Source organism: Alphaproteobacteria bacterium (assembly GCA_040218575.1).
Classification (GTDB): Bacteria; Pseudomonadota; Alphaproteobacteria; order JAVJRE01; family JAVJRE01; genus JAVJRE01.
The window spans coordinates 41,880-67,611 of record JAVJRE010000001.1; the positions used below are offsets into that span (position 1 = coordinate 41,880).

Annotated in this window: 25 protein-coding genes; 13 read left to right on the plus strand and 12 right to left on the minus strand. The window is 67.1% G+C overall.

The window, feature by feature from the left end; translation table 11 throughout:
* The gene (locus RIE31_00190; protein ID MEQ8639021.1) at positions 1-549 is read left to right on the plus strand and encodes a class I SAM-dependent methyltransferase; all 549 of its coding nucleotides are present in this window, start codon (positions 1-3) and stop codon (positions 547-549) included.
* Positions 546-1,451, plus strand: a complete 906-nt coding sequence (locus RIE31_00195; GenBank protein ID MEQ8639022.1) for a hypothetical protein — start codon at positions 546-548, stop codon at positions 1,449-1,451. The genes RIE31_00190 and RIE31_00195 overlap by 4 nt, the downstream gene beginning before the upstream one ends.
* Here the strand turns inward: RIE31_00195 and RIE31_00200 are convergent.
* From RIE31_00200 to RIE31_00215, 4 genes are all read right to left on the minus strand, one after another.
* The gene (locus tag RIE31_00200) at positions 1,448-2,263 is read right to left on the minus strand and encodes an exodeoxyribonuclease III (protein MEQ8639023.1); all 816 of its coding nucleotides are present in this window, start codon (positions 2,261-2,263) and stop codon (positions 1,448-1,450) included. The two genes, RIE31_00195 and RIE31_00200, sit on opposite strands and share 4 nt — an antisense overlap.
* Before the next feature lie 32 nt (positions 2,264-2,295).
* Entirely contained in the window at positions 2,296-3,354 is a 1,059-nt protein-coding gene (locus RIE31_00205) for a 2Fe-2S iron-sulfur cluster-binding protein (protein ID MEQ8639024.1), read from the minus strand.
* 129 nt (positions 3,355-3,483) lie between these two features.
* Complete coding sequence (locus RIE31_00210; protein MEQ8639025.1) at positions 3,484-4,398, minus strand: gamma-glutamyl-gamma-aminobutyrate hydrolase family protein; 915 nt, start codon at positions 4,396-4,398, stop codon at positions 3,484-3,486.
* Positions 4,398-5,174 (minus strand): gamma-glutamyl-gamma-aminobutyrate hydrolase family protein, encoded by a 777-nt coding sequence (locus RIE31_00215; protein MEQ8639026.1) that lies wholly within the window; start codon positions 5,172-5,174, stop codon positions 4,398-4,400. The genes RIE31_00210 and RIE31_00215 overlap by 1 nt, the downstream gene beginning before the upstream one ends.
* 202 nt (positions 5,175-5,376) lie before the next feature.
* Here RIE31_00215 and RIE31_00220 point away from each other — a divergent pair, with 202 nt between their 5' ends.
* The 3 genes from RIE31_00220 to RIE31_00230 all read left to right on the plus strand — a co-directional run bounded on the left by RIE31_00220 (position 5,377) and on the right by RIE31_00230 (position 8,655).
* Entirely contained in the window at positions 5,377-6,372 is a 996-nt protein-coding gene (locus RIE31_00220; GenBank protein ID MEQ8639027.1) for a methylated-DNA--[protein]-cysteine S-methyltransferase, read from the plus strand.
* Between the two features lie 157 nt (positions 6,373-6,529).
* Complete coding sequence (locus RIE31_00225) at positions 6,530-7,327, plus strand: sterol desaturase family protein (protein ID MEQ8639028.1); 798 nt, start codon at positions 6,530-6,532, stop codon at positions 7,325-7,327.
* Between the two features lie 68 nt (positions 7,328-7,395).
* The gene (locus RIE31_00230; GenBank protein MEQ8639029.1) at positions 7,396-8,655 is read left to right on the plus strand and encodes a DUF4325 domain-containing protein; all 1,260 of its coding nucleotides are present in this window, start codon (positions 7,396-7,398) and stop codon (positions 8,653-8,655) included.
* Positions 8,656-8,677: 22 nt separating this feature from the next.
* Here RIE31_00230 and RIE31_00235 read toward each other — a convergent pair whose 3' ends face one another.
* Positions 8,678-9,532, minus strand: a complete 855-nt coding sequence (locus tag RIE31_00235) for a phytanoyl-CoA dioxygenase family protein (protein ID MEQ8639030.1) — start codon at positions 9,530-9,532, stop codon at positions 8,678-8,680.
* A 169-nt stretch (positions 9,533-9,701) separates the two neighbouring features.
* Here RIE31_00235 and cueR point away from each other — a divergent pair, with 169 nt between their 5' ends.
* The 4 genes from cueR to RIE31_00255 all read left to right on the plus strand — a co-directional run bounded on the left by cueR (position 9,702) and on the right by RIE31_00255 (position 13,827).
* Positions 9,702-10,124 (plus strand): Cu(I)-responsive transcriptional regulator, encoded by a 423-nt coding sequence (gene cueR, locus RIE31_00240; protein MEQ8639031.1) that lies wholly within the window; start codon positions 9,702-9,704, stop codon positions 10,122-10,124.
* Positions 10,121-12,604, plus strand: coding sequence for a heavy metal translocating P-type ATPase (locus tag RIE31_00245; GenBank protein ID MEQ8639032.1), 2,484 nt, complete (start codon positions 10,121-10,123; stop codon positions 12,602-12,604). The genes cueR and RIE31_00245 overlap by 4 nt, the downstream gene beginning before the upstream one ends.
* A gap of 10 nt (positions 12,605-12,614) precedes the next feature.
* Positions 12,615-13,085 (plus strand): c-type cytochrome, encoded by a 471-nt coding sequence (locus RIE31_00250; GenBank protein ID MEQ8639033.1) that lies wholly within the window; start codon positions 12,615-12,617, stop codon positions 13,083-13,085.
* A gap of 109 nt (positions 13,086-13,194) precedes the next feature.
* Positions 13,195-13,827: a TlpA disulfide reductase family protein gene (locus RIE31_00255; protein ID MEQ8639034.1), complete on the plus strand. Its 633-nt coding sequence runs from the start codon at positions 13,195-13,197 to the stop codon at positions 13,825-13,827.
* 7 nt (positions 13,828-13,834) lie between these two features.
* On the opposite strand, the gene RIE31_00260 is transcribed toward RIE31_00255, so the two are convergent.
* Positions 13,835-14,263, minus strand: a complete 429-nt coding sequence (locus tag RIE31_00260) for a CBS domain-containing protein (protein MEQ8639035.1) — start codon at positions 14,261-14,263, stop codon at positions 13,835-13,837.
* A gap of 163 nt (positions 14,264-14,426) precedes the next feature.
* Between RIE31_00260 and RIE31_00265 the strand changes: the two genes are divergently transcribed.
* Positions 14,427-14,771, plus strand: a complete 345-nt coding sequence (locus tag RIE31_00265; protein ID MEQ8639036.1) for a DUF952 domain-containing protein — start codon at positions 14,427-14,429, stop codon at positions 14,769-14,771.
* Here RIE31_00265 and RIE31_00270 read toward each other — a convergent pair.
* From RIE31_00270 to RIE31_00295, 6 genes are all read right to left on the minus strand, one after another.
* Positions 14,768-15,457: an outer membrane lipoprotein carrier protein LolA gene (locus tag RIE31_00270; GenBank protein ID MEQ8639037.1), complete on the minus strand. Its 690-nt coding sequence runs from the start codon at positions 15,455-15,457 to the stop codon at positions 14,768-14,770. The genes RIE31_00265 and RIE31_00270 overlap by 4 nt on opposite strands.
* An 82-nt stretch (positions 15,458-15,539) precedes the next feature.
* Positions 15,540-15,851 carry a TIGR02391 family protein gene (locus tag RIE31_00275; GenBank protein MEQ8639038.1) on the minus strand — a complete coding sequence of 104 codons (312 nt, stop codon included), beginning with the start codon at positions 15,849-15,851 and terminating at the stop codon, positions 15,540-15,542.
* A complete protein-coding gene (locus tag RIE31_00280) occupies positions 15,767-17,080 on the minus strand; it encodes an FAD-binding oxidoreductase (protein ID MEQ8639039.1) in 1,314 nt (437 codons plus the stop codon). The genes RIE31_00275 and RIE31_00280 overlap by 85 nt, the downstream gene beginning before the upstream one ends.
* 98 nt (positions 17,081-17,178) lie before the next feature.
* A complete protein-coding gene (locus RIE31_00285; GenBank protein MEQ8639040.1) occupies positions 17,179-18,489 on the minus strand; it encodes an FAD-binding oxidoreductase in 1,311 nt (436 codons plus the stop codon).
* A 127-nt stretch (positions 18,490-18,616) separates the two neighbouring features.
* A complete protein-coding gene (locus RIE31_00290) occupies positions 18,617-19,915 on the minus strand; it encodes an FAD-binding oxidoreductase (GenBank protein ID MEQ8639041.1) in 1,299 nt (432 codons plus the stop codon).
* Positions 19,916-19,975: 60 nt separating this feature from the next.
* Positions 19,976-21,604, minus strand: coding sequence for a trimethylamine methyltransferase family protein (locus RIE31_00295; GenBank protein ID MEQ8639042.1), 1,629 nt, complete (start codon positions 21,602-21,604; stop codon positions 19,976-19,978).
* Between the two features lie 274 nt (positions 21,605-21,878).
* Here RIE31_00295 and RIE31_00300 point away from each other — a divergent pair, with 274 nt between their 5' ends.
* From RIE31_00300 to RIE31_00310, 3 genes are all read left to right on the plus strand, one after another.
* Positions 21,879-23,105 (plus strand): enolase C-terminal domain-like protein, encoded by a 1,227-nt coding sequence (locus tag RIE31_00300; GenBank protein MEQ8639043.1) that lies wholly within the window; start codon positions 21,879-21,881, stop codon positions 23,103-23,105.
* A 223-nt stretch (positions 23,106-23,328) separates the two neighbouring features.
* On the plus strand, positions 23,329-24,396 hold the full coding sequence (locus tag RIE31_00305) for a hypothetical protein (protein MEQ8639044.1): 1,068 nt from the start codon (positions 23,329-23,331) through the stop codon (positions 24,394-24,396).
* A gap of 82 nt (positions 24,397-24,478) precedes the next feature.
* Positions 24,479-25,732: a Xaa-Pro peptidase family protein gene (locus RIE31_00310; GenBank protein ID MEQ8639045.1), complete on the plus strand. Its 1,254-nt coding sequence runs from the start codon at positions 24,479-24,481 to the stop codon at positions 25,730-25,732.

Below are 25,732 nucleotides of genomic sequence, written 5' to 3' on the forward strand. Positions count from 1 at the left end.
GTGGCGGACGCGTCGCTGACGACGCAGCGCGACCCGCTGGCGGCGTGGCGCAAACTGGACGCGGTGAGCCGGATGATCGCCCGCCTGACCAGCCAGAAAGCAGCACTGACGGCGGCGGCGGAGAGGCTGGTTGGAATCGACGGCATGGTCCTGGAGGTGGGGCTCGGCAAGGGGCGGACCTGGGACCTGCTGGGCCATCTGCTGCCGGAGCGTCGACGGCTGGCGCTGGACCGCGAGGTGCATGCGCCGGCGGCGCTGCGGCCAGCGGCGGATCAACTGATGCTGGGCGAGTTGTCGGAGCTGCTGCCGCGGCTGGCGCGGGACATGCCGGGCCAGGTGGCGCTGGCCCATGTGGATTGCGGCGGCGAAGGCCGGGCGGCGGATGCGGCGTTCGATGCCTGGCTGCCGGCGGCGCTGCATCCGCTGCTGGCGGCGGGGGCGGTGGTGGCGCAGGACCGGCCGCGCGGTCACCCGCGCTGGCGGGCGCTGCCGGCGCCGGCGGGCATGACGGTGTTTCCTTATTATCTCTACCGAAAGGATGCGACATGAGCGATCAGGAAAGAGCCGAGGCGCCATCAGCGGCGACCGGCGGAAGGCCCGGCTTCAACAGCCTGCTGAACAGCGCCATGGTTATGACCGGCCGGAACCTCCGACCGCTGGCCATCTGGATGCTGCCGATGCTCGTCGTCGCGGCGTTGGCGGAGGTGTTATCCTACAGCGCCGTGTTTATGGCGACCGGGAGCCTGGCTATGAGCGGGTTTCTGACCGCGGCCGGCATGATACTCGACCTCCTGAACACGTATGTTCTCGGCGCCTTCGTCACATTGGGCATCGTCAACAGCGTCCTCGACCATGGCGCCATCCGCATGCGCGGTCTGGCCTGGCCGGGTTTGGACGGCCGCGCCTGGCGCATGGCCGGCGTTGGCCTGTTGCTGACGCTGCTGCTGGCAGCGGGCTGGGTGGGGAGCGTGTTGGTGGTATCTCTGGTCAGCCACTCACCGGTCGTTCTCGCAGTGGCTTTTGCGGTGGTGCTGCTGGCCATAATCTGGATCTATATCCGGCTTCTGCCCTGGCCGCCGGCTATCGCCCGTGGCCGGCGCCTGGGACCAGGCGGCGTCTGGAGGCTCACCGCCGGACACACGATTCGCCTGGGCGGCTCCCTGTTGCTGCTGGCATTGCTGATGGCCTTCGTCGGGGTCGTTGTATTCGTCGCCGGCGGGGCGATTGCCACCGGCGCAATCGCGTTGTCCGCAGGCACGTCATTGGCCTGGGTGGTGACCACTCTGGTGGTGGCCGCCGGCGTCGCCGGTGTGGCATTTCTTTATGTCTTCGGGTTTGGCCTGTTCGCCATCTTCACCGCGCTGGTCTATGGCCGCCTGAGCGGCGACGGGCCGCCGGCGCCGGATGCGGCGGGTCCAGAGGACGACGGAACGCCCGTGGCGAATCCCTAAAGGTCGAGCCGCACCATCACCGGCACATGGTCCGACGCCTTCGGCCAGTCGCGGGTGGCGTCGATGATGCGCGCGTCGGTCAGCGCGCCGGCGAGGGCCGGCGTCAGCCACACATGGTCGAGCCGGCGACCGCGGTTTGACGCCCGCCAGTCTTTCGCCCGGTAGCTCCACCAGGTATAGAGCGGCGCGTCGGGCCCGTGGCTGTGGCGCACGGCGTCAATCCAGCCATGAGCATCGCGCGCCGCGTCCAGCCGGGTGGTCTCCGGCGGGGTGTGGCTGACGATGTTGAGCAACTGCTTGTGGCTCCACACGTCGCTCGGCAGGGGCGCCACGTTGAGGTCACCGACCAGCACACGCTTGCGCCGGGAGCGCCCGCCGCCGCCGGGCAGGTCCTTGCCCCAGGCTTTCATCTCGTCGAGGAAGGCCAGCTTGTGGGCGAACTTGGCATTCGCCGCCGGGTCCGGCACGTCGCCGCCGGCCGGCACATAGAAATTGTGCACTTCTATATCGCCGGCCAACACGGCGGACAGGTGGCGGCAGTCGTCCTGACCGCACCAGATGCGGCTGTCGATCCTGGTCAGCGGCAGGCGCGACAGGATGGCGACGCCGCTGTGCATCTTCTGGCCCTTGAGGGCCACGTGCGGATAGCCGAGCCCGTCGGTGATGTGGGACAGGGGGAAGTCGCTGTCCTGGGCGCGGGTCTCCTGCAGGCAGATGACGTCCGGCTGTTCGGCGGCGACGAAACGGTCCAGCGAATCGAGGCGCGAACGGATCGAATTGATGTTCCAGGTGGCGAGGCGGAGGGCCGGCATGGTCAGGCGCGTGGTGAGTGTCGGTATCGGGTTCAGGTGGCGACGCCGCCGGCGGCGGGCTTGAGCCCGCGTTCGGCCAGCTCTGCCTCGGTATAGAAGGCATCGGCGTGAATATCGTCCATGCGCATGCCCGCGCCGCGCAGGTGGCGGGTCAGCGCCTCGACCATCACCGGCGGCCCGGCGGTGTAGCACTTGAAGCCCTCCAGATCGGTGATGTCGGCGGCCACCGCCTCATGGACGAAACCGCTGCGCCGCTCACCACGGGGGGCGTCACCGTCCGGCTCGCTCAGCACCACATGCAGCGTGAGGTTGGGATGGGCGGCGGTGAGCTCTCTGAAACGCTCTTCGAAATAGACGTCCCGTTCGGCCCGCATGCCGAGATAGAGGTGGATGGGCTGGGCCATGCTGCGAGCCAGTGCGGTTTCGACGATGGCCTTGACCGGCGCCAGGCCGGAACCGCCGGCGACGGCGAGAATGGGGCCGGTGTGAAACTCACGCAGGTGGGCCATGCCGAAGGGGCCATGCACCGACACGGGCTCTCCCACCTTGAGGGTCTGTTCCACATAGGCCGAGACCTGGCCGCCGGGAATATGACGGACATGGAACTCCAGCGTGTCCTCGTCCGGACGCGAGGCGAAGGAATAGTCGCGGCGCGGCAGGCTGTCGAAGGTGACCTGGGCGAACTGGCCGGCGGAGAAGGCGAGCGGTCCCCCTGCACCCTGGTCCAGGACGATGCGCACCACGTCGTGGGTCATGCGCTCATGATGCCTGACGGTGCACTGAACCGTGGCCAGCGGATGGTTGGGCGCGTCGTCGAACTCCAGCCAGGCCACCTCGCAGTCGGCCCGCGGCCGGGAGCGGCAGGCCAGCACCAGCCCGGAGTCTTTCTCCTCGTCGGTCAGCGCAAACTCCTCATAGGGCAGCATGTCGACGCGGCCCGACAGCAGGCGCGACTTGCAGGTGCCGCACATGCCGGAGCGGCAGGAATGGGGATAGTTGATGCCGGCGTCGAGGGCGGTTTCCAGAATGGTGCGGTCCTCCGCCACCTGGATGGGCGTGGTGGCGCGGCGGATACGGACGGTGTGGCTCATGGGCGCGTCTCTGCAGCAGCAATCGGGAAAGGCCGCCGGAAACGGAGGCGCGGAAAGGACAGGCAAGGGATTTAGGCCAGGTGACGGGGCGGGTCAAACCCGCGCCGCGGGCTGACAGGCGGGAATCCGTCAGGCGGCGACGGCGGCGTCCTGCGCCAGTCGCTTTTCCATGTGGGCGCGGCAGGCAGCGCCGAAGGCGGCGAAGAGGGTGCGGCTGATGGCGTCCTCCACCGGCTTGTATTCCGGATGCCATTGCACCCCCAGCACGAAGCCCGGCGCGCCATCCACTGAGATGGCCTCGATCACGCCATCCTCGCACACCGCCTCCAGCCGCACGTTGCGGCCCATGCGGTTGACCGCCTGGCCGTGCAGGGAATTGACCAGCAGGCGCTTGTCATCGAAGAGGGAATCGAAGATGCCGCCGGGCCGCACGTCGATCCAGTGGCGCGGCGCGGTCACTTTTTCCGGAGGGTCACCGGGCGTCATGCGGTGGTTGAGCTTGCCGGGCTGGGCGCTGACTTCGACGAACAGCGAGCCGCCCAGCGCTACATTGATCTCCTGCATACCGCGGCACAGACCGAACACCGGAATGCCGCGGCGCACCGCATGACGGATCAGCGGCAGGACGGTGGAATCGCGGCGCGGGTCGATCAGCCGGCCCGGCCCGTCCGGCGGCCCGTCATAGAGGTGGGTCTGCACATTGGCGCGGCCGCCGGTCAGCAGCAGGCCGTCGAGACGGTCGAGCAGCGCATCGGCGTCACGTCCGCCGAGCCCCGGAAAGATCAGCGGCACACCGCCGGCGCCGTCCCGCACCGCCAGCACACAGCCTTCCGATGTGGAATAGCGATGGTAGCCATTGTCCGACATGGTGTTGGCAGAAATAGCGATGAGCGGCCGCCGGTCATGGTCGGGTCGGGCGGGATCGCGCGCCGGATCGCGGGCGCTGGCCACCGGCGGGGTGGCGCGTTTCATCGCCGGCGGGCTGTCGCCGGCAACAGCCGCCGGTTGTGCGGCGCCCGGGGCGGCGGCGGGGCGGGCGTCCATCAGGCGGCGCGCCGGGCGGTGGCGGCCAGAGCGTCGCGGCAGGCCTGACCGAAGGCGCCGAACAGCGCCTGACTCATGGGCTGGTCTTCGATGCGCCATTCCGGGTGCCACTGCACGCCGATGGCGAAGGCCGCGCCGTCCACGCGGATGGCCTCGATGACCCCGTCCTCGGCCCGCGCCTCGACGATGATGCGCTCACCGGGCCGGTCCACTGCCTGGCTGTGCAGGGAGTTGACGGTCAGCCGCTCGACGCCGAACAGACGATGGAGAACGCCATTGCCGGCGAAGATCACATCGTGGCGCGGCGCCCACATGGCCTCACGCGGCAGTTGACGTTGCGGGCGGTGATCGAAGTTGCCCGGCACCTGATGCACCGCCTGATGCAGGGTGCCGCCGAAGGCGACGTTGAGCTCCTGATGGCCGCGGCACACCGCCAGCAGCGGCTTGCCGGCGGCGATCATGGCGCGGATCAGCGGCAGCATGACCGCGTCGCGGCCATGGTCGTTCTCGCCCGGCGTCTCGGCCTTTGCCGGATCGGCGGTGGCGCCATAGTGGTGCGGCGCCACGTTGGACGGACTGCCGGACAGGAACAGACCATCGAGCTGGCGCGCCAGATCGGCCACGTCGGCCGCACCGGCCGGCGGGATCAGGATCGGCAGGCCGCCGGTATAGCCGGCCACCGCATGGACATATTGTTCATCGGTGCCGTGGCTCAGCCAGCGCGGGCCGATGGTCCTGGCGCAGGCGGGAATGCCGATCAGGGGCTGGCGACTCATGGTCGGGCGTGGCTCACAACAAGGGTTCGGGCCGCTCCGGGCCGGAGCGACGGCGCAGTTTAGCCGAGCCGCGATCGCCACGCAAAAGCCGCAGGTGGAACCGCGGGCAATGGCGCGCGCGGACCGGCGCATGGATCGGGTGGCGGGCGGCGGCCCGCCCGGCCAGGCTGTGCCCAGTGTGCGGCAAGGAGATTGATGAGCCATGAACAGCGCATATGAGGCACCGGGTGCGGCCGGTCCGGTTTATGATGGTCCCCTAAGAGGAGGGGCAGGAGGAGAGCCGGCGGTGGCGCACGAACGGGACGACAAGAGCGACTATGGCCGGGTGGCGCGGGCCATCCGCTATCTGGACGCGGCCCATGCGGAGCAGCCGAAGCTGGACGAGGTAGCGCGCCATGTGGGTCTGTCGCCGGCACACTTTCAGCGGCTGTTCACCCGCTGGGCCGGCACCAGCCCGAAACGGTTTCTGGCCGCCGTCACCCTGCGTCACGCCAAGGCGCTGCTGCGCAGTGAGGAGGATGTGCTGGATACCGCCCTGGCGGTGGGCCTGTCGGGGCCGTCGCGGCTGCATGACCTGTTCGTCACCTGGGAGGCCATGACGCCGGGCGACTACAAGAGCGGCGGCCACGGCCTCACCATTGCCTATGGGGTGCACGACACGCCGTTCGGCCCGGCCCTGCTGCTGGCCACGGAGCGGGGGATTTGCGGCCTGGATTTTCTGATTGAGGAGTCGAGCCGTCAGGCGCTGGACCGGGCGGCGGCCGACTGGCCACGCTCGCGGCTGGTGCCGGGCCCGGCGGCGACGGCGCAATGGATGGAGCGGGTGTTTCCCGCCGGCGGCCTGCCCGACCCGGCAAAGCCGCCGCATCTGGTGCTGCGCGGCACCGGCTTTCAGACGCGGGTGTGGAGCGCACTGCTGAAGGTGCCGCCGGGACAGTTGGTGAGCTACAGCCAGTTGGCCCGTCTGGCCGGCGCCCCCCGGGCGCAGCGCGCCGTCGGCCGGGTCATGGCCGAAAACCGTATCGGCTGGCTGGTGCCGTGCCACCGGGTGATCCGCGCGTCGGGCGCCTTTGGCGACTATCGCTGGGGGCCGGTCAGGCGCAAGGTGATGTTCGGCTGGGAGGCGGCGCGGGTCGGCGGCGTGGCCGGCGAAACGGCGGGCGGGCCGGAAGGCGGCGGCGTACTTGCGCAGACGTGAGTCGCGTCGCCCGCCCCGCCGGGCCATGATCGGTCGGGCGGTTGCCGGCCGGCGGGCGTGCCTGTAGGGCAAGCCGGGAACAGGCGATAGGGCGGTGCCAGGGATGGCGACACAGATGGGTGTGCATAGATGAGTGCGCGGCGATGAGTGCACGGCGATGACCCTGCCATCTGTGGAGACCCTGGGGCTGGTCAAGATCGCCCTGGTGTTCGGCACCCTGGCGGTGCTGTTCGTAGCCGAACGGCTGCGCCCCGCCGCGCCCCTGCCTCCTGTGGTGGTCGCGCGGCGGTGGGGCCGGCTGGCCGGCAATGCGGGGCTGGCGGTGCTCAATGCCGGCATTTCCATCGCCATCATCGTGCCGCTGACCATCTGGGTGGCGGGCGCGCTGGGCGGTCTGAGCGTGGACTGGCGGCCCGTGTGGTGGGGCGGCTGGGCCGGTCTGGCGCTGGATATGGTGCTGCTGGATCTGTGGATTTACTGGTGGCACCGCTTCAACCATGTAGTGCCGCTGCTGTGGCGCTTTCACCAGGTGCATCATCTGGACCGCACCCTGGACGTGACCACGGCGGTGCGCTTTCACTTCGGCGAGGTGGTCCTGTCGGCCCTGGCGCGGGTGCCGGTCGTGGTGATCCTGGGCTTTCCCGTGACCAGCGTGCTCGCCTTCGAGGCGGCGCTGGGCGCGGCGTCGGCGTTCCACCACTCCAACCTGAAACTGCCGCGGGCGCTGGAGCGGGCCTTGAGCCGCGTCATCATCACGCCGTCGATCCACTGGGTGCATCACCACCGGGTCAGGCGTGACACGGACAGCAATTACGGCACCATCTTCAGTTTCTGGGACCGGCTGTTCGGCTCGCGGAGCCGGACGGCGCGCACGTCGGACATGGAAATCGGCGTCGAGGGCCGGCCTGAACGCGACTTCGCGCGGTTGCTGTGGGTGCCGTTTGGGAAGGGGTGATATAGAATTGGTTGGTAACTATCCGCCTGGGTAGATCGGAGAACTAGGCAGCCTCAAAGCGACAAACAATGGCCACATACACACCGCTGGATGTCTCTACAAACGAAAATCGTATCACCGTCTCGGGTGGCTTGCGAACTGCGGAGATGCGTTATCTTTTTGCGGCAATATTTAACACTGTGTCTAATAAAGGGTACAAGGATATTGTGCTTGACCTATCCAACTTAGGTATTGCCTTCGCTCCACCGATACTCGCACTGGCTTGTATATGTCGTAACTATCTTGTTGAAGGAATTGATACAGAATTGGTTTTGCCCAGAGACAGCCGTCTCAGTTCTATATTTGCTAATGCGAATTGGGCGCACATAATCTCACCTATGATGCATCCGAAATCGAGCTATCAGGGAACAAAGCAGTTGCCCGCGATGCAATTCCAAACACCACAAGAACAGCATCAAGCAGTGTCCAAAATTATGGACCAGATTCTAGGTACACTAGACGAAATTGAGAAGTCGCACTTGAGCGCAATTGAGTGGTCGGTAAATGAGGTCACTGACAATGTTCTGAACCACTCTGAATCACGTATGGGCGGGCTAGTTCAGGTTACCAAGTTTGAAAAAAACCGGAAGGAATTCGAGTTTTGTGTTGCCGATGCAGGGTTGGGTATCCCGTACACGTTGCGTCAAGGGCACCCCGAGATTCGTAGCGACTCGGAAGCGCTTGACAGAGCTATCCGCGAAGGTGTTACCCGAGGCGTAAATTATGGGCAGGGAAACGGACTGTACGGAAGTTTTCGTATCGCAGAATCAACCGAAGGCAGTTTTGAGATTCAGTCGGGAAACGCAAGTTTCTTCTATAACCAGAAAGACAAAGCCATCCATAGCCAAAACCAGAACATCCCGTTCTCTGGGACTCTCGTATCGGCAACTGTAGGGTATAACAATCCTTTGGTGCTGGAGAATGTGCTGGAATTCAATAATCGAAAGCATGTACCGGTTGATTCCATCGATCTCAAGTATGGCGACGACGAAAGTGGGAATCTAATCTTCCCCCTTAGGAATGAAAGCGAAGGATATGGGACTAGAGGCGCAGGAGCTACTGTCAGGACGAAAATCCTCAATCTAGCAAAGTTTTCGACTCGCAAGGTAATTATCGATCTGGAAAAGATACGCCTAGTTTCAAGTAGCTACGCAGATGAAGTTTTTGGAAAGCTCTTCGCTGAGTTGGGGCCCTTGGAGTTCAATAAGAAGATTGAAATAATAAATGCAGAAGATATTGTTCAGCGTTTGATAGATAGAAGTATAATTCAAAGAATGAAGGCAGTTTAGTAATTCGTTTGTTAATATTTTTTCATCGTAACGATTTATTGACAGCAACGGCCGAGTCCTCGAAGTCCAGCAGGCCGAGCCTGCCGCCCTTGCCCTTCGGCACATAGGATGCCCAGCCGAGCATCCGCTGGGCCGCCGCCGGCAGGGTGCGGGCGACCTCCAGCGGCACGGCCAGGGCGTGGTTTTCTTCCGGCCTGATAAGGGCCGAGACATAGCTGATGTGCAGGCCCATGCGCCACGTATCCGCCGTGCGGTTGTGGCCGGCGCCGTGGACGGTGCGGCCGCTGTAGAACAGCACCGAGCCCGCCGGCATGACCGCCTGGGTCACTGAATCGTCGCTGGCCGCCGGATCGAAGGCCGGCGTTTCACCATGACTGCCGGGCACCACGCGGGTGGCACCGTTCTCTGCCGTGAAGTCCTCCAGGGCGATCATGGTGGAGACGCTTGCGGCAAAGCCCATGCGGGCCAGCGCCGGCCAGTTGTCGTCGTCGCGGTGCAGCCGCTGCGCCGGCTCGCCCGGTCCCACCACCATCATCTGACCGGTGTTGAGCCAGACGTCTTCGGTATCGTCCTTGAGCAGCACCCGGTGGGCATAGGCCAGCAGGGCCGGATGCAGCAGCAGGTCGATGAAGGCCGGCGCCTTGGCGGCGAGGCCGCAGAACCGCTTGGTGTTGTTGCCATAGAAGGTGCGGCGGCGCGCGGCGTCACTGGTGCTGCCCGGTCGGGCGGTCTGCACATGGGGCCGGATCTGGTTGAGAAAGGCCTGACGCACGGCGTCGGGGATCAGCCGCTCGACGATCACCCCGCCATCGGCCGCGGCGGCGGCGAGCCAATGATCCGCCGGCGCATCGGCGGCGAAGCGTTGCAACTCAGCCATGAGAACCCCCGCTTATGTCCGCGGCGGGAAGTCTAGCGGCTGGCCGGGCCGCCTGGCCAGCCGCCCGGTCCGGCGCCTGTCTGCCTTTGGGCGGAGCCCGGGGGCACCGCGCTTGACCTTCCCACCACGGGAAGGTTTATGTGATGAGGACGTCACAGGGAGAAGCCCCATGAACATCGGCGAAGCGGCGGCCCGTTCCGGCCTGCCGGCGAAGACCATCCGCTATTACGAATCGCGCGGCCTGCTGACGCCGGCCAGCCGCCGGCCCAACGCCTATCGCGACTATGACGGGCGCGACGTGCATACGCTCCGCTTTCTGGCGCGGGCGCGGCGGCTGGGCTTCTCGGTGGAGGACTGCCGGGCGCTGCTGTCGCTGTATCAGGACCGCGCGCGCAGCAGCAGTGACGTCAAACGCGTGGCCGAGCAGCATCTCAAGGAAATGGAACACAGAATCGCCGAGCTCACCTCGCTGCGCGACGCCCTGGCGGTGATGGTCAGGCGCTGTCACGGCGATGAGCGGCCCGACTGCCCCATTCTCGACGGGCTGGCCGGCGACCGCGGCGAAGAGGCAGTGTCAGAGGCAGTGTCATGAATGCGACAAAGGAGACGGCGGCCGGGCTGACTACGGACCCGGTGTGCGGCATGACGGTGGATCCGGCGACGGCGAAGCACACAGCGCGCTTCGGCGATGTGGATTACTGGTTCTGCTGCGCCGGGTGCAAAACGAAGTTCGAGGCCGACCCGGCGGCCATGCTGGCCCGCCAGGCGGAGCGCGAACGGGCCCGCGCGTCAGGGGAGTCGCCGGCGGCGGGCGCGGCCGGTGGCGGGCTGGCCGGCCAGCGCCACATCTGTCCCATGTGCGAGGGCGTGGAGAGCATCGGCCCGGCCGCCTGCCCCAAGTGCGGCATGGCCCTGGAACCGGATGCGCCGATGACCGCGACCCGCACCCGATACACCTGTCCCATGCATCCGGAGGTCGTGCGCGACGCGCCCGGCGACTGTCCGATCTGCGGCATGGCGCTTGAGCCGGTGACGGTGCGGGCGGAGCGGACAGCAAACCCGGAACTGGTGGACTTCAGCCGGCGGCTTTGGCTCGCCATCCCGTTGACCCTGGCGGTTCTGATTCTGGCCATGGGGCCGATGGTGCCGGCGCTGGGCGCGGCCATCCACCGGCTGCTGCCGGGTGCGACCGCCCACTGGCTGGAGCTGGCCCTGGCCACGCCGGTCATTGTGTGGGCCGGCTGGCCGTTCTTTGAGCGGGGCTGGCGGTCGCTGCTCACCGGCAACCTCAACATGTTCACCCTGATCGCTCTGGGTACCGGCGCGGCCTGGGCCTATAGCGTGCTGGCGGTTGTGGCGCCGGGCCTGTTTCCCGATACCTTCCGCATGGCGGACGGTTCGGTCGGCCTCTATTTCGAAGCGGCGGCGGTGATCGTCACCCTGGTGCTGGTGGGTCAGGTGCTGGAACTGCGCGCGCGCGAGCGCACCGGCGATGCGTTGCGCGCCCTGCTGAACCTGGCGCCGGAGACGGCGCTGCGCATCGCCGGCGACGGCAGCGAAAGCACGGTCGGGCTGGACCAGGTGCGGGCCGGCGATCACCTGCGGGTGCGGCCTGGCGGACGAATCCCGGTGGACGGCACGGTGCTGGACGGGCGCAGCGTGGTGGACGAATCCATGGTCAGCGGCGAGCCCATACCGCTGGAGAAGTCGAAGGGTGACACGGTCATCGGCGGCACCATCAACCAGACCGGCAGCTTCGTCATGGTCGCCGAGCGTGTGGGCGACGACACCATGCTGTCGCGCATCGTCGCCATGGTGGCGGCGGCGCAGCGCAGCCGCGCGCCGATCCAGAAGGTGGCCGACCGGGTGGCCGGGCTGTTCGTTCCCGCGGTAGTGGCGATTGCGGTGCTGTCGTTCATCGCCTGGAGCGTGTGGGGACCGGCGCCGGCCATGGCCCATGCCCTGGTGGCGGCGGTGTCGGTGCTGATCATCGCCTGCCCGTGCGCGCTGGGTCTGGCGACGCCCATGTCGATCATGACCGGCACCGGCCGCGGCGCCCAGGCGGGCGTCCTTATCCGCGATGCGGAGGCGCTGGAACGTCTGGAGAAAGTGGACACGCTGGTGGTGGACAAGACCGGCACCCTGACGGAAGGGCGGCCGCGGGTGGCGTCGGTGACGGTGCTGGCCGGCGACACGGACGAGACCGGCATTCTGGCCATTGCGGCCAGCCTGGAGCGAGGCAGCGAGCATCCGCTGGCCGCGGCCATCCTGGCCGAAGCGGCGGCGCGGGCCATCACCGCGGCGGCGGTGGCGGACTTCGACGCCCCCACCGGCAAGGGCGTCACCGGGCGGCTGGACGGCGTGGGAGTGGCGCTGGGCAATCGCCATCTGCTGGACAGCCTGAACCTGGTTCCGGCGGCGGCGGTGACGGCGCGGGCCGATGGCTTGCGGAGCAAGGGTCAGACGGTGGTCTTTGTGGTGCGTGACGGGGCCATCATCGGCCTGATCGGTGTGGCCGATCCGATCAAGCGGACGACCCGGGCGGCGCTGGACGCGCTGCGTCGCGACGGTGTGCACATTGTCATGCTGACCGGCGATAACGCGGTGACGGCGCAGGCGGTGGCCGCCGACCTGGCCATCACGGACGTGGAGGCGGAAGTGCTGCCGGAGCAGAAGGGCCAGGTGGTGGCGCGGCTCAAGGCGGCAGGGCGAATCGTCGCCATGGCCGGCGACGGGGTCAATGACGCGCCGGCGCTGGCCCTGGCGGATGTGGGCATCGCCATGGGAACCGGCACGGATGTGGCCATGGAGAGCGCCGGGGTCACCCTGGTCAAGGGCGATCTGGCGGGCATCGCGCGGGCCCGGCACCTGAGCCGCGCGGTTATGGGCAACATCCGCCAGAATCTGGTCTTCGCCTTCATCTACAACGCAGCCGGCGTACCCATCGCCGCCGGCGTTCTGTTTCCGGTGTTTGGTCTGTTGCTGAGCCCGATGATCGCCGCGGCGGCCATGAGTCTTTCCAGCGTTTCGGTGATCAGCAACGCGCTGCGCCTGCGCGCAGTCAGGTTGTAGGGGAAGCGTGATGAAAGCAGGCGGTGGGCTGGCCGTGGTGATCGCCGCGCTGCTGCTTGTGGCGGCGTGCGATGACGGCGGCGAGGTGGTGGACGGTGCCGCAGGCACGCCCGCGGACCCAGTCGCGGAGGTGGCCCGCGGCGAGATGCTCTACGGACAATATTGCGCATCGTGCCATGGTGGCGATCTGGCGGGCGAAGCCAACTGGCGCCAGGCTGACGCGGATGGATTTCTGCCGGCGCCACCGCACGACGGAACGGGCCACACCTGGCACCATCCGGACGCGGTGCTGTTCGCCATTACCAAGCACGGCACGGCGGCGCTGGTGGGCGGCGACTACAAGACACGCATGGATGGCTTCGGCCATGTGTTGAGCGACGCGGACATCCGGGCCGTCCTCGCCTTCATCAAGAGCCAGTGGCCGGCGGACATTCGCGCCCGTCAGGCGGACATCAACCGGCAGGCGGGCGGCGGCTCCTGACGTGGTTGGCGCGACCCTTCACCGGAACGTGTCGGCCGGCGCGCGTGGTTTGCCGCCATGATGCAGCCATGAGCCCGAAACGGAGCGGGGCCATGTGGATGGCCCGACGATGATGCGCCGCCGCCAGGTGCTGGCCGGCGTGGCCGGGGTCGCCGCCGGCGGCCTGCTGCCTGTCGCATGGCCGGCACCGGCACGGGCGGCGGCGCTGCCGCGGCTGGACAGCGAGACGTCACAGTTTCGCGCCCTGCAGCCACTGGCCGCGGCGCCTGACGTTGTCCTGACCGACCGTCGGGGCGTGACGCAGCGGCTGGCCGACTGGCGCGGGCAGGCGGTGGTGCTGGCCTTCTGGGCCACATGGTGTCCGCCGTGTGTGCGCGAGGTGCCGTCGCTGGCGCGGCTGGCCAGGCGGGCCGGGACACTCGGCGCGCGTATCGCCGCGGTCTCCATGGACGAGGATGGCGAAGCGGCGGTGGGACCGTTTCTGGCCGCCAATGGGGTGGCCGGCGACCTGCCGGTCTTCCTCGATCCGGCCGAGCGGGTCGGATCGTTCGCCGTGCAGACCGGCCCGGCGGAAAGCGGCGCGGATGCCCCGCTGCCGCTCTATGGCATGCCGATCACCTATTTCATCGATCTGGCCGGACGGCTGCGCGGCTATGTGACCGGTGCGGTCAACTGGGACCATCAGGCGGCGGAGCGTTTCGTTCGTGCCCTCGCCGGCCTGGCCGCCGACGCCGCCACCTGAGAAAAAATCAGCTGCGGATATAGTCCTGCAACTGCTCGATGGTGAACTGCTGGTCGGCGATGATGCTCTTCACCAGGTCGCCGATGGAGACGATGCCGGCGAGACGTCCATCGTCCATCACCGGCAGGTGGCGCACCCGTCGCTCGGTCATCAGACCCATGCAGCGTTCGACCGTTTCGTCGGGGCCGATGGTCACCAGATCGCGCTGCATGATGTCGCCGACCCGCGTCGTCGGCGAGGCGCGGCCCTTGAGAAAGACGTCGCGGGCATAATGACGCTCTGTGATGATGCCGACCGGCCGGCTGTCCTCCACCACCACCAGGGCGCCGATGTCCTGGTCGGCCATGGTGCGGATGGCGTCGAGCACCGGCGCATCGGCCAGGGTGGTGTGGACCTGACGGCCCTTGACCTCGAGAATGTGACGGATGGTGGCCATGAGCGTGCCTCCCTTGGCTTTGCCAGGGGGCGTCCCGGAGGTCATGACCCTTGAAGCAGGGGCGACGGCTCCGGGAGCGGCCCCTTGCCAGCCAGTCTAGACCGGCCGGCCGGCAAGGACCAAGCGGCGCGTTGCGTCGGCATGAAAACAGGGAGAAGGCGACATGAGGCTTATCTATCATCTGGCGCGAGCTGCCGAGTGGCGGGCGGCGCAGGCCAGCGGGGTGTATGACGGATCGGCCGAAGACCGCGCCGACGGCTTTCTCCACTTCTCTACAGCGGCGCAGATTGAAGAGAGCGCGGCGCGTCACCGGGCGGGCGAGGCGGATCTGGTACTGCTGCAGGTGGATGGGGCGGCGGCCGGCGATGCGCTGAAGTGGGAGGCGTCGCGGGGCGGCGCGCTCTTTCCCCATTTATACGGCTCATTGCCGGTGGCCATGGTGCACCGGGCCGAGCCGCTGCCGCTTGACGATTCCGGCCGTCACGTCTTTCCACTGCTGGAAGGCTAGCGGCGGCCGACCGGCGCCTCGGGCGGCGTGAAGCGGAACTGGCCGGGCGGGATGGGCACGCCGAAGCTGTGGTCGGTGAGGGCCACGTCCACCGCCTGACCCTGGGCATCGATCAGACGCCAGCCGGCGAGCTGCAGCGGCCGGTCGGCGAAGTTGAGGATGATCTGGCCGGGTTCGTCCGGCCGGGCGGAGCGGACGGCGACGCGGATGACGCCGGGATCGCGCAGCACCGTCTCGACCACCACGTCCTGGCCATCGAAAGAGATGGTGTCGGCCAGCAGGAAGCGCGCCGGCGTCGCCGCCACCGGCAGATAGCTCGCCTGATACAACTCCGCATCCCAGTAGAGGATGGGGCCGCCGTCGCTGACGATGATCACCGGCACCGGCGGGTCATAGTCGATGCGCATACGGCCCGGCCGGTGGAACCACAGGCTGCCGGTGGCGACGGCGCCGTCGGGGGCGATCTGAATGAAGCGGGCGATGAGAGTCTCGAAGTCATTGAGCCAGCGGCTGATGCGCTCCAGATCGGCCCGGTCGGTGTCGCTGAGCGCGGCCAGGGCGGCGCGCGGCAGCAGGGCCAGGCCGGCGGTAAGCGCGCCCATGGCGAGGCCGGCGCGGAGCACCGTGCGGCGGGAAGCGGGGGCGCGGCAGCAAGACAGGGCGCGGCGGGATAGAGCGGCGTTCATCACCCGCCTATCATAAGGCTGATTGGGGCAAAGGTGGGGCGGTCGAATTCGAGAGCGGGGAAACTGAGAGAAAGAACCCCACCTACGTAGCTTGGGCAAGGACTCGTTCACTGACGATTCGAAGCAAGTGATTTGCTAGCATGATCGCCTCGCGAGCCGTCCTTGGATCATCCATACCGACAGTTCTATGCGACTGTGGGTTCTTAAAATGCCCAATCGCACCTGCAAACAAGTTTGAAAGCGCTTCCCTCTCCGCCAACCAGTGCGGACATTTCAGTAAGGGGGCCGGTATCTTTATTGAATGCTCGCCTAGCGCTCGTCTTCGCCGGCGCTGGCCATCTGGCGATAGCGGCGGCGGACGAAGAAGCCCAAAATCGGCTCCGGCGGCAGCCATGACGGTTGCGGTATGGAGAGCTGGTCCTTGAGCAGGTCCGATTCCTTGCCGACGATATAGTCCACCAGCAGGGCGCCGGACTGGGTGCCGCGTGACACATTGGCCCCGTTGCACGCGATGATGCCCCAGATATTGTCGCCCAGCTTGCCGAAGATCTGCCCCTGATTGCGGGTCGAGCCGAGGACGCCGCCCCAGGTGTGTTCGATCTCGATTCCGGCCAGCGCCGGCCAGCGTTTGGCGATGGACTCCGCATGGTCGTGACGCATGGCAGCGAGGGTCGGCTCGTCGAATGTCTTGCCGGGAATATAGGAGAAGCCATTGCGCATGAGGATGCGATTGTCGCTGGTGCGCCGTACGGTGGAGCCGCCGCGCGCCGCCGGCAGGATGCCCCACGGCCCTTCTTCGCCCACGTGGCGCAGCTCGTCGGTGGTGAGCGGCCGGGTGAAGCTGGCATAGGTGGAAATGGGCGCCATGCGGTTCCTGGCGAAGCCCAGCTCCGGCGAAAAGGTGTTGGTGGTGAGGATCAGATTCCCTGTCTCCACCTCGCCGTCGGGGGTGGTCAGGCGGATCGGCCGGCCGGCCCGGATATCGGTGACCGGCGTCTCTTCATAGACCGTCACATTGGCCGGCAGGGTGCGGGCGAGGCCGCGGCACAGCGCCGCCGGCTGCATCAGGACGGTGCCGGGGGCGGTGACGCCGCTGGTGTAGAAGTCGCTGCCGGTGATCGCTTTCATGCGCGCCTTGTCCAGCCGCTTCGCCGTCTGGCCGAGCCGTTCGAAGGCCTTGGCGTGATCGGCCACGCCGGCGTCGCCGGCGCTGCCGGCGGCGGCCCACAACATGCCGAAGTCGTGCCAGGCGCACTCAATCTGGTTCTCGCGCACCAGGCGGCGCAGGATCTCCACGCCGCCGGTGGACAGCCGGCCGATGCGCCGCGCGTGTTCCAGCTCCGCCGGATCGTCCAGCGCCCCATGGAACCAGGCATGCAGGGCGAATCCGGAATTGCGGCCGGAATTGCCGCGACCGACGCGCTCGGCCTCGATCAGCAGGATTCTGTCGTCGGGTTTTTGTTCGGCCAGGTGGCGGGCGGCGGAAAGCCCGGTAACGCCGGCCCCCAGCACCACCCAGTCGGTCCGCACGGTGCCCTTGACCTGACGCGGTTTGGTCATTGGCTCCAGGGTGTTGAACCAGCCATTGGTCTTGCCGAGATCGGGGGTGCGGGTGGCGGCCATGTCTGTCTCCGATGGGGGCTGGGGGGTGGAGCGGGGGTTGGCGTTGAGGCTGGGGGAATGGAGTGGGGTGGAAAGGCGCGGGCGCGGAACGGAACGGCTCAGGCTTCGTCGGCGCCGTTCTGGGCCATGATGTGCCGCCGCTTGTTGACAAAATAGCCGAGAATGAAGTCCGGCGGCAGCCAGGCTGGCTTCGGCTGGCTGTGCATATCGTTCAACAGCGGCGAGGTGGCGCCGACGATGTGGTCGGCCAGCAGACCGCCGGCAGCGGTGCCCTTGGCCACGTTGGCGCCGTTGCAGGCGATGGAGCCCCAGATATTGTCGTCGAGCCGGCCGAAGATGTGGCCGCGATTGCGGGTAGTGCCGAGAACGCCGCCCCAGGTGTGTTCGATTGCCACGTCCTTGAGCGCCGGCCAGCGTTTGGCGATGGACTGATAGTGTTTGGTCCGGGCCCAGTCGAAATGCTCCTGGGTGAATCGCCATTGGGGCACGAAGCGCGCGCCGTGGCGGATCATGATGCGATTGTCGCTGGTGCGGCGCACGGTGGAGCCGCCGGTGACGCCGGGCAGCAGACCCCACGGTCCCTCGCCGCCCACTTCCTTGAGTTCGTCGTCGCTCAGAACCCGGGTCAGGCTGGCATAGTTGGAGACCGGCGCCATGCGAAAGCGGGCAAAGCCCAGGCCCGGCGAGAAGGTGTTGGTGCACAGAATGAGGTTTTCCGTCTCGATCTCGCCGCCGGCCACGCTCAGCACATGGGGGCGACCGCGGCGCAGACCGGTCACCGGGGTCTGGTCATAGACCGTCACATTGGCCGGCAGGGTGCGAGCCAGGCCGCGACACATGGCGGCCGGGTTGACCAGGGCGGTCCCTTTGGCGCGCACGCCCATGGTGTAGAAGGACGAGCCGGTCAGCCGCTGCATGGCCTTGCCGTCGAGCATTTCGCAATCCTGCTCCAGCAGGCCGAAGCCCTTCTGGCGGTCGGCGACTCCGCCCTCGCCGGCCGGTCCGGCGGCGGCCCACAGCATGCCGAAGTCGTGCCAGTGACACTCAATCTGGTTCTCACGCACCTGGCGGCGCAGGGTTTCCGCGCCGGCCCCGTTGAGCCGCGCCTCGCGGTGCAGGACCGTGAGGTCGTTGGAGTAGCCGGTGGCCCCCATGAACCAGCAGTGCAGGGCGAAGCCGGAGTTGCGGCCGGAATTGCCATTGCCGATGCGGGTGGCGTCGAGCAGCAGAATCCTCGCCCCGGGCTTGTGCTCAGCCAGGCGGCGGGCGGCGGCAAGCCCGGTGACGCCGGCGCCGACCACCACCCAGTCGGCCTTTTGACGGCCCTCGATCCGGCGCGACGGCGACGGCGGCTCCAGCACGTTGAACCAGCCGCAGGTGTCACCCAGATCAGGCAGTTTGGCCGCCATGGCAATGCTCCGTGTTGGACGTCCGTACTAATGCGTGGGCCGCCGCCGACCCCGGCCGGCGCACCGCAAACACGCCGAAGTTCAGTAGCCGTGAACGTTGTGGCCAGGGCGCAGTGGCGCGACCGGCTTAGCGTTCGGCGCTTTCGGCCAGCACCTTGGCGATGCGGCGGTTGGCGACAAAGCGGCCGATGACCGGCGGCACCCACTTGGGCGGCGGCACCGACAACTGGTCGTTCAGCAGATCCGACGGCGCGCCGACGATATAGTCGGCCAGCAGAGCGCCGGCCATGGTGCCGCGGGCGACGCTGGCGCCGTTGCAGGCGATGGTGCCCCACATATTATCGTCCAGCTTGCCGAAGATATGACCGCCGTTGCGGGTCACGCCGAGGCAGCCGCCCCAGGTGTGCTCGATCTCAATATTGGCAATGGCCGGCCAGCGCTTGGCGATGGATTCCCGATGGTTGGCCCGGGCCCTGGCCAGGATCGCAGGGTCAGCCGTCGCCTCGCCGCCATAGGCGCCGGTGTTGCGCATGAGAATGCGGCCGTCGGGGGTGCGCTGGACAGTGGAGCCGGACCACGCCGACGGCAGCAGGCCAAAGGCCTTCTCGCCACCGACTTCATCCATCTCGGCCTGGGTCATGGGCCGGGTCAGGCTGGCATAGGCGACAGTCGGCACCATGCGGTTGCGGGCGACGCCCAGCGCCGGTGACCACACATTGGTGGCCAGGATGATGTTGTCGGCGGTGATCTCGCCCTCCGGCGTGGTCAGGCGGAATGGCTTGCCGCGCGCCATGGCGGTGACCGGGGTCTCTTCATAGAGCGTCACATTGGCCGGCAGGGTGCGGCCCAGACCGCGGCACAGCGCGGCCGGATTGACCAGTGCGGTGCCCTCGGTCTTGAGGCCGCGGGTGTAGAAGCGGGTGCCGGTGATGGCCGCCACCTGATCCTGGTCCAGCTCTTCATAGGCCACGCCGAGCTTGCGGTTGCCTTCCTTCTGGACCTTCAGGCCGGCCTCGCCAACCTCACCGGCGGCCACATGCAGCTTGCCCCAATCATGCCAGTGACATTCGATCTGATTTTCCTGCACCAGCTTTTTCAGGGTATCGCGACCGCCGGTGCACAGGCGCATGCGCGCCTTCTCCAGGTCCACATCGCTGAACACACCGGCCGCACCGCCGAACAGCACCTCCAGCACGAAGCCGGAGTTGCGGCCCGAAGCGCCGAAGCCGACCCGCTCCGCCTCGATCAGGGCGATGGGCGTGTCGGGCATATGAGTCGCCAACTGGCGCGCCGCCGACAGGCCGGTAAGGCCGGCGCCGATCACCACCCAGGGGTAGCGCTGCTGGCCCTGCAGGCGTCGCGCCGGTGGCGGCGTCGGCAGGATATTGTACCAGCCGTTGGTGGCGGCGTTGGCGGGCAGTTGCATGGCGCTTTCCTTTTGCGTCTGGCGGCGTGTGGACGGGTCCGGGACGGTGACCGGCGGGGTCTATGCGGCTTGCTGAATCTGCTGCTTGCGACGCTCTACGAAGTCGGCCAGTTCGTCACGGATGGCTTCGTCGAGGGGCGGCGCCTCATAGGCCTTGACCATCTTCTTCCACAGGCCATTAGCGCGCGGCGCGGTCCACACGCTGCCCGCTTCCTCGAAGCTCTCATAGTTGCGCCAGTCCGACAGCAGCGGCGAATAGAACTCCGACTTGTAGCGGGCCAGCGTGTGCGGATTGGTAAAGAAGTTGCCGCCGGGGCCCACTTCTTCGACCGAACGAATGGCGAAATCATCTTCACCCAGGCTGATCGGCTCCATGAAGGCGTTCATCATCTGCAGCATCTCGCAGTCCATGACGAACTTTTCATAAGAGCAGGTCAGCCCGCCCTCCATCCAGCCGGCGCCGTGGGCGACGATGTTGCAGTGGCCGAGAATATCGCCCCACAGACTCATCATGCTCTCATAAGCGGCCTGACTGTCCGGCGCATTGGAGGTGTTGGTGGAGGACGAGCGGTAAGGCACACCGATCCGCCGCGCCATCTGGCCGGAGATGATGTTGGTCTTGGCATATTCAGGGGTGCCGAAGGCGGGCGCGCCCGACTGCATGTCCACATTGGTGGTGAACGCGCCATAGGCAACCGGCGCGCCGGGGCGCGTCGCCTCCACCAGGACGATGCCGGACAAGGCCTCGGCATGCTGCTGGGCGATGGCGCCGGCCAGGGTGATGGGGGCCATGGAGCCGGCCAGGGTGAACGGCGTGACGATGGAGGCCTGGCCGTGCTCGGCCAGGGTCATGATGTTCTCGGTCTGGGTGGTATCGAACAGCAGTGGTGAGTTGACGTTGCAGCCACCCATGCACAGAACGCGGCCCGAGGTGTTCAGGTCTTCGCGCTTGATCCCCATGGTGATGCACGCCATGTCGATGGAGTCGATCTGCCGCTCACGGCCCCAGCCGCCACCGGGCAGGGTCTTGTCGGTCATGGTGATCAGCGCCTGGTTGGTCACCAGGTGGCGGATGGGGGCGGGAATATCGTTGGGCGAGAAGCCGATGCCGCCGCGATGGACCACGTTCATCACCTGGAACATTTTGATGAACTCTTCCAGGTCCTTCATGGTGCCCATGCGCCGGCCACGTTCCAGATCGGACACGAAGGCCGGGCCGCCGGTGGTGGAATAGGTGATGACATTGCCGCCGATGGGCAGGTTGTGCGCCGGGTTGCGCGCCTCCATCACCCAGTCGTGCGGCGCCAAGGCCATATATTCCTCGACCAGCGCGGGGTCGAATTTCACCTGCTCGGTGGATTCGTTCACATCGCAGCCGATGCCCTTGAGCACGGCGCGAGCCTTGGGGTCGGTGAACTTAAGGCCGATCTCCTTGAGGATGCGCAGGCCGGCCTGGTGGATCGATTCCACTTCGTCGTCGGAGATGAACTTTACCGGCGGCATGAAATTGGCCATGACCGACCACGGCCGCTGGACGAAGCCGGGGCCGGTGGAGGCGACGGAGAGCTGAGTGCGGCGACCGCCACGGCGGCTGCGGTGGGCCCGCTCTTTCGCCTCGCGATCCTGCGCGCCGGCCCGATCAAACGCTTCTTTGCGGCCACCGGTCGGATCGTCGTTCTCGTTGCTCATGGACTCGCCCCCGTTGAAGACAGTGCTGGAGTGTCGCGCGGACCCGGCCCGTCGGTTCCCGGTCGGAACCGTGGACTAGGGCCGGACTGTCGCGATTTCCTCAATCCCACGCCTGACCGGGAGTAGAGTCAAGAGCCGCCCGACCGGTTGCGATGATATGACCGGGCGGGATTGCGGTGACCGGCCGGATGCCGGACGCTGTGCCGGGCGGCCGGGCGGCCGGCCACAGAACCGCCGGCGGCAGGAACGGGCGGCGAGAACAGGGGAATCGAAGATGGCGGACGGCAGGTGGCGGATCCGGGATCTGCGGGCCTATGTGGTGGAGGGCAGCGTCGCCAAGGCGACCGATGCGCCCAAGGGTGGCCACTGGCGGGCCGACGACCCCATGGCCAATGTCATGAGCGTGCACAACGCGTACGCCGGGGCGCGGACCGACTGGGGCATTGACGTCATCGGCAATCTGCACGTGGAAGTGGAAGGCGAGGACGGCCAGGTAGGTATCGCCACCGGCCAGGGCGGGGTGCCGGCCTGCTTCCTTATCGAGAAGATGTTCCGCCGTTTCGTCGTCGGCAGCGATGTGCGCGATATCGCCCGCATGTGGGACCAGATGTTCCGCAGTATCGGCTTCAATCACGGCCGCAGCGGCCTGTCCATCTATGCCCTGAGCGTGGTGGACCTGGCGCTGTGGGATCTGCTGGGGCTGCGGCGCGGCGAGCCGGTGGCCAAGATGATCGGCGGCCATGTGCGCGACGCCCTGCCCTGTTATCTGACCGGGCCCGATCCGCTGGCGGCAAAACGCCTGGGCTTTACGGGCGCCAAGCTGACCCTGCCCTATTCGCCGCTGGCCGCGGGCGCCGACGGGCACCGCGCACTGGCCCGCAACCTGGATTATGTGCGGGGCTGGCGCGACAAGGTGGGCGCCGGCTTCCCGCTGAAGATCGACTGCTGGTCGGCGCTGGACGTGCGCTCGGCCATCGACTTCATCACGGCGGCGCGGGAGGTCAACCTGTACTGGTTCGAGGAGGTGCTGCACCCGGACGATGTGGACGGCTTCCGCCTGATCCGTCAGGCCTGTCCGTGGGCCCGGCTGACCACCGGCGAGCACCACCACACGCGCTATGGTCATCGCCGGCTGATTGCCGAACGGCTGGTGGATATTGTTCAGCCGGACCTGCGCTGGGGCGGCGGCATGACGGAGATTCTGCGTATCGCCGCCCTGGCCAACGCCTTCGACATTCCGGTCATTCCGCACGGCGGTTCCAGCTACACCTATGCCTTCGCCGCCACCCAGCCGACCACGCCGTTTGTGGAGTACATCTCGCCCAGCGCCAGAGGCGACACCATCGAGCCGGTGATGGGCGAGCTGTTCGAGGGTGAACCGCTGCCCGAGCAGGGGCTGATCCACCTGAGCGAGGCGCCGGGCTGGGGCCTGACCTTTCGCCGTGATCGTCTGGAGCAGTCCGGCGCCCGCCTGGTACGGCCGTATCCGGCGGCGGGGTGAGGTTGTGTGGCGGCGGGATCGTGTTCTGGGTCGGCGTCCAGGTCAGCGCCCCGGGGGGGCCAGCGACAGCCTGAGCCGCCGGTTCCGAAGGGGGTGCCGGCAGGGGGCTGAACAGAAAGTCGGGGTCGCCGCATTATCCGCTTGCAACCGGCCGCCGCCGTCATAGGATCGCCGGGCTTGTTTTCGCCAGCGCCTTCAATCAGCGCTTTCCAGGGAGACTCCCATGCTGGCCGACGCCGAGACCTTTCCCAAGACCCTGCCGCGGGGCTTCGTGCCAATCGACGGCGAGCCGCTGTTCGATCCGGCCAAGCACCTGCAACTTGAGAAGCCGAAGCAGGTATGGAGCCTGGCCGATCTTGGCTACAGCGAAGCGCAGGCGGCGCAATACGCCAGCCCGCTTGCCGCAACCAGCCCGGTGAGGATGCTGTCGGACGAAGGCATCGCCACGCTCGACCATGTTCTGGAACTGCTGCAGCCGCGCATCGTCGAGCATGGCAAGGCGGGCCTGCGGCGCATCTATTACGGCACCTACCACTCGCGCTTCCTGCGCGATCTGGCGTGCTCACCGGACATCTGCGCCTTCCTGTCGGAAATCTACGCAACGCCCATCGCGCCGCACACCATGGCCCACCTGCAGACCCAAGTGAACTTCGCCAACCGCGAGCCGGGCAGCGACGTGTCGGGCTGGCACCATGACCAGGTGGGATTCACGGTTGTGCTGACCATGCATGACGCGGCCAAGCTCAAGGGCGGGCACTTTGAATATTATGCCGGGCCGCGCGAAGAAGGGCTGGCCATTGTCCGTGCCGGCGGCACCCTGCCGGCGGAAAAGCTGGTGGTGCCGGTGCATGCGGCCAAGGGCTGGGCGTCGACCATGCAGGGCAGCGCCGTGCTGCACCGCGGTCAGCCCATGCTGGAGCATGGCTATCGCTGCAACGTCATCAACTCCTATGTGAGTCGCGACGTGGCGGCGCCCGACCCCAACCGCGGCTATTACGTCACCACCGGCGACGACATCGAGTTTGCCGACGGCATGGCCAATCCATCCATGACCGAGACGGCGCGGCATGCCGCGTGGGTGGCGCGCGGCCGCCTCGGCACCATCATGGAGGAGCTGCCCTTCACCGAGGACCGGGCGCACATCATCCGGGCGCTGAAAGGGGCGATCGCCGATGTGGAACTGCTGGTCAAGCGTCTGGAGACGCCGGTGATCACCAACGAGACCTATCGTCAGTTCTATCAGGAGGACGATGTGCGGCAGATGACGACGCCGCGCTTCACGGTGGGCTGAAAGACCAGCGGCGCTTTGGCCCGGTGCGCCGGCCGCGCGTCAGGCCGGCGTATCAGGCGCGCGTATCAGGGGGAGTGGGAAGATGGCTGACATACTGACGGACATGGCCCGCAACACGCCAGGCGCCGGCCTCAAGGACTTCGAAGGCCAGGTGGACATGCGCAAGCTGCGCGCCTATCGCCTGGCGCGCACACAGGAGATGATCAAGGCGCATGATCTGGGGGCGGTGATCCTCTATGACCCGCTCAACATCCGCTACGCCACCGGCTCGCGGCAGATGGCGGTGTGGACCCTGCACAATGCCTGTCGCTGGGCCTTCGTGCCGGCGGAGGGTCTGCCCATCATTTACGAGTTCGCCAAGGGCGGCGCCATGGCGGCGACCGGTGAGCTGGAGACGGTCGGCGAAGTCCGGCCGTCGACCCATGGCTGGTTCTACTTCACCGCTTCGGAGAGCATTCCCCAACGGGTGGCGGAGTGGGCGAGCGATGTGGACGCGCTGGTGCGCGAGCATTGCGGCGGCAACCGGCGGATCGGCTTTGACCATCTGGATCCGGCCGGGCTGCGCGCCATGGACCGGCTGGGCATCGACGTGGAGGAGGGCGAGCGGGTCATGGAGCGCGCCCGCATGATCAAGAGCGCGGAGGAAGTCCAGTGCATGTCCATTTCCATCGGCGTCGCCGAGGTGGGCATGGCCCGTATGCGCGAGGCGCTGAAGCCGGGTCTGACCGAAAACGAGCTGTGGTCCTATATCGCCAATACCAACAACGAGATGGGCGGCGAATGGATGGAGACCCGCATCCTGACCACCGGCGCGCGTACCAACCCGTGGATGCGCGAGGCGGGTGAACGGCGGGTCCGCGCCGGCGAGCTGGTCAGCTTCGACACCGACATGATCGGTCCGTTCGGCTATTGCGCCGACATCAGCCGCACCTTCTTCTGCGGCCCCGGCAAGCCCAGCGAGGAGCAGAAGGACCTGTACAAACGGGCGGTGGATCAGGTGGAGCACAACATGGCGCTGTTAAAGCCCGGCCTGACCTTCAAGGAGTTCATCGACAAGAGCTACAAGCTGGGCAACGAGTTCGCCGCCAACCGCTATGGGCCGATCCATGGGGTCGGTCTGGCCGACGAATACCCGACCATTCCCGAGATCCAGGACGCCCACCGCCTGAGCGACCCGGATGGGGTGGTGCAGGAGAACATGACGCTGTGCGTCGAGAGCTATATGGGCCGCGAGGGCGGCACCGAAGGGGTCAAGTTGGAGCATCAGGTGCTGGTGACCGCCAAGGGCGTGCAGCTTCTCGACACTTATCCATGGGAAGAGGATCTGCTGGGCTAG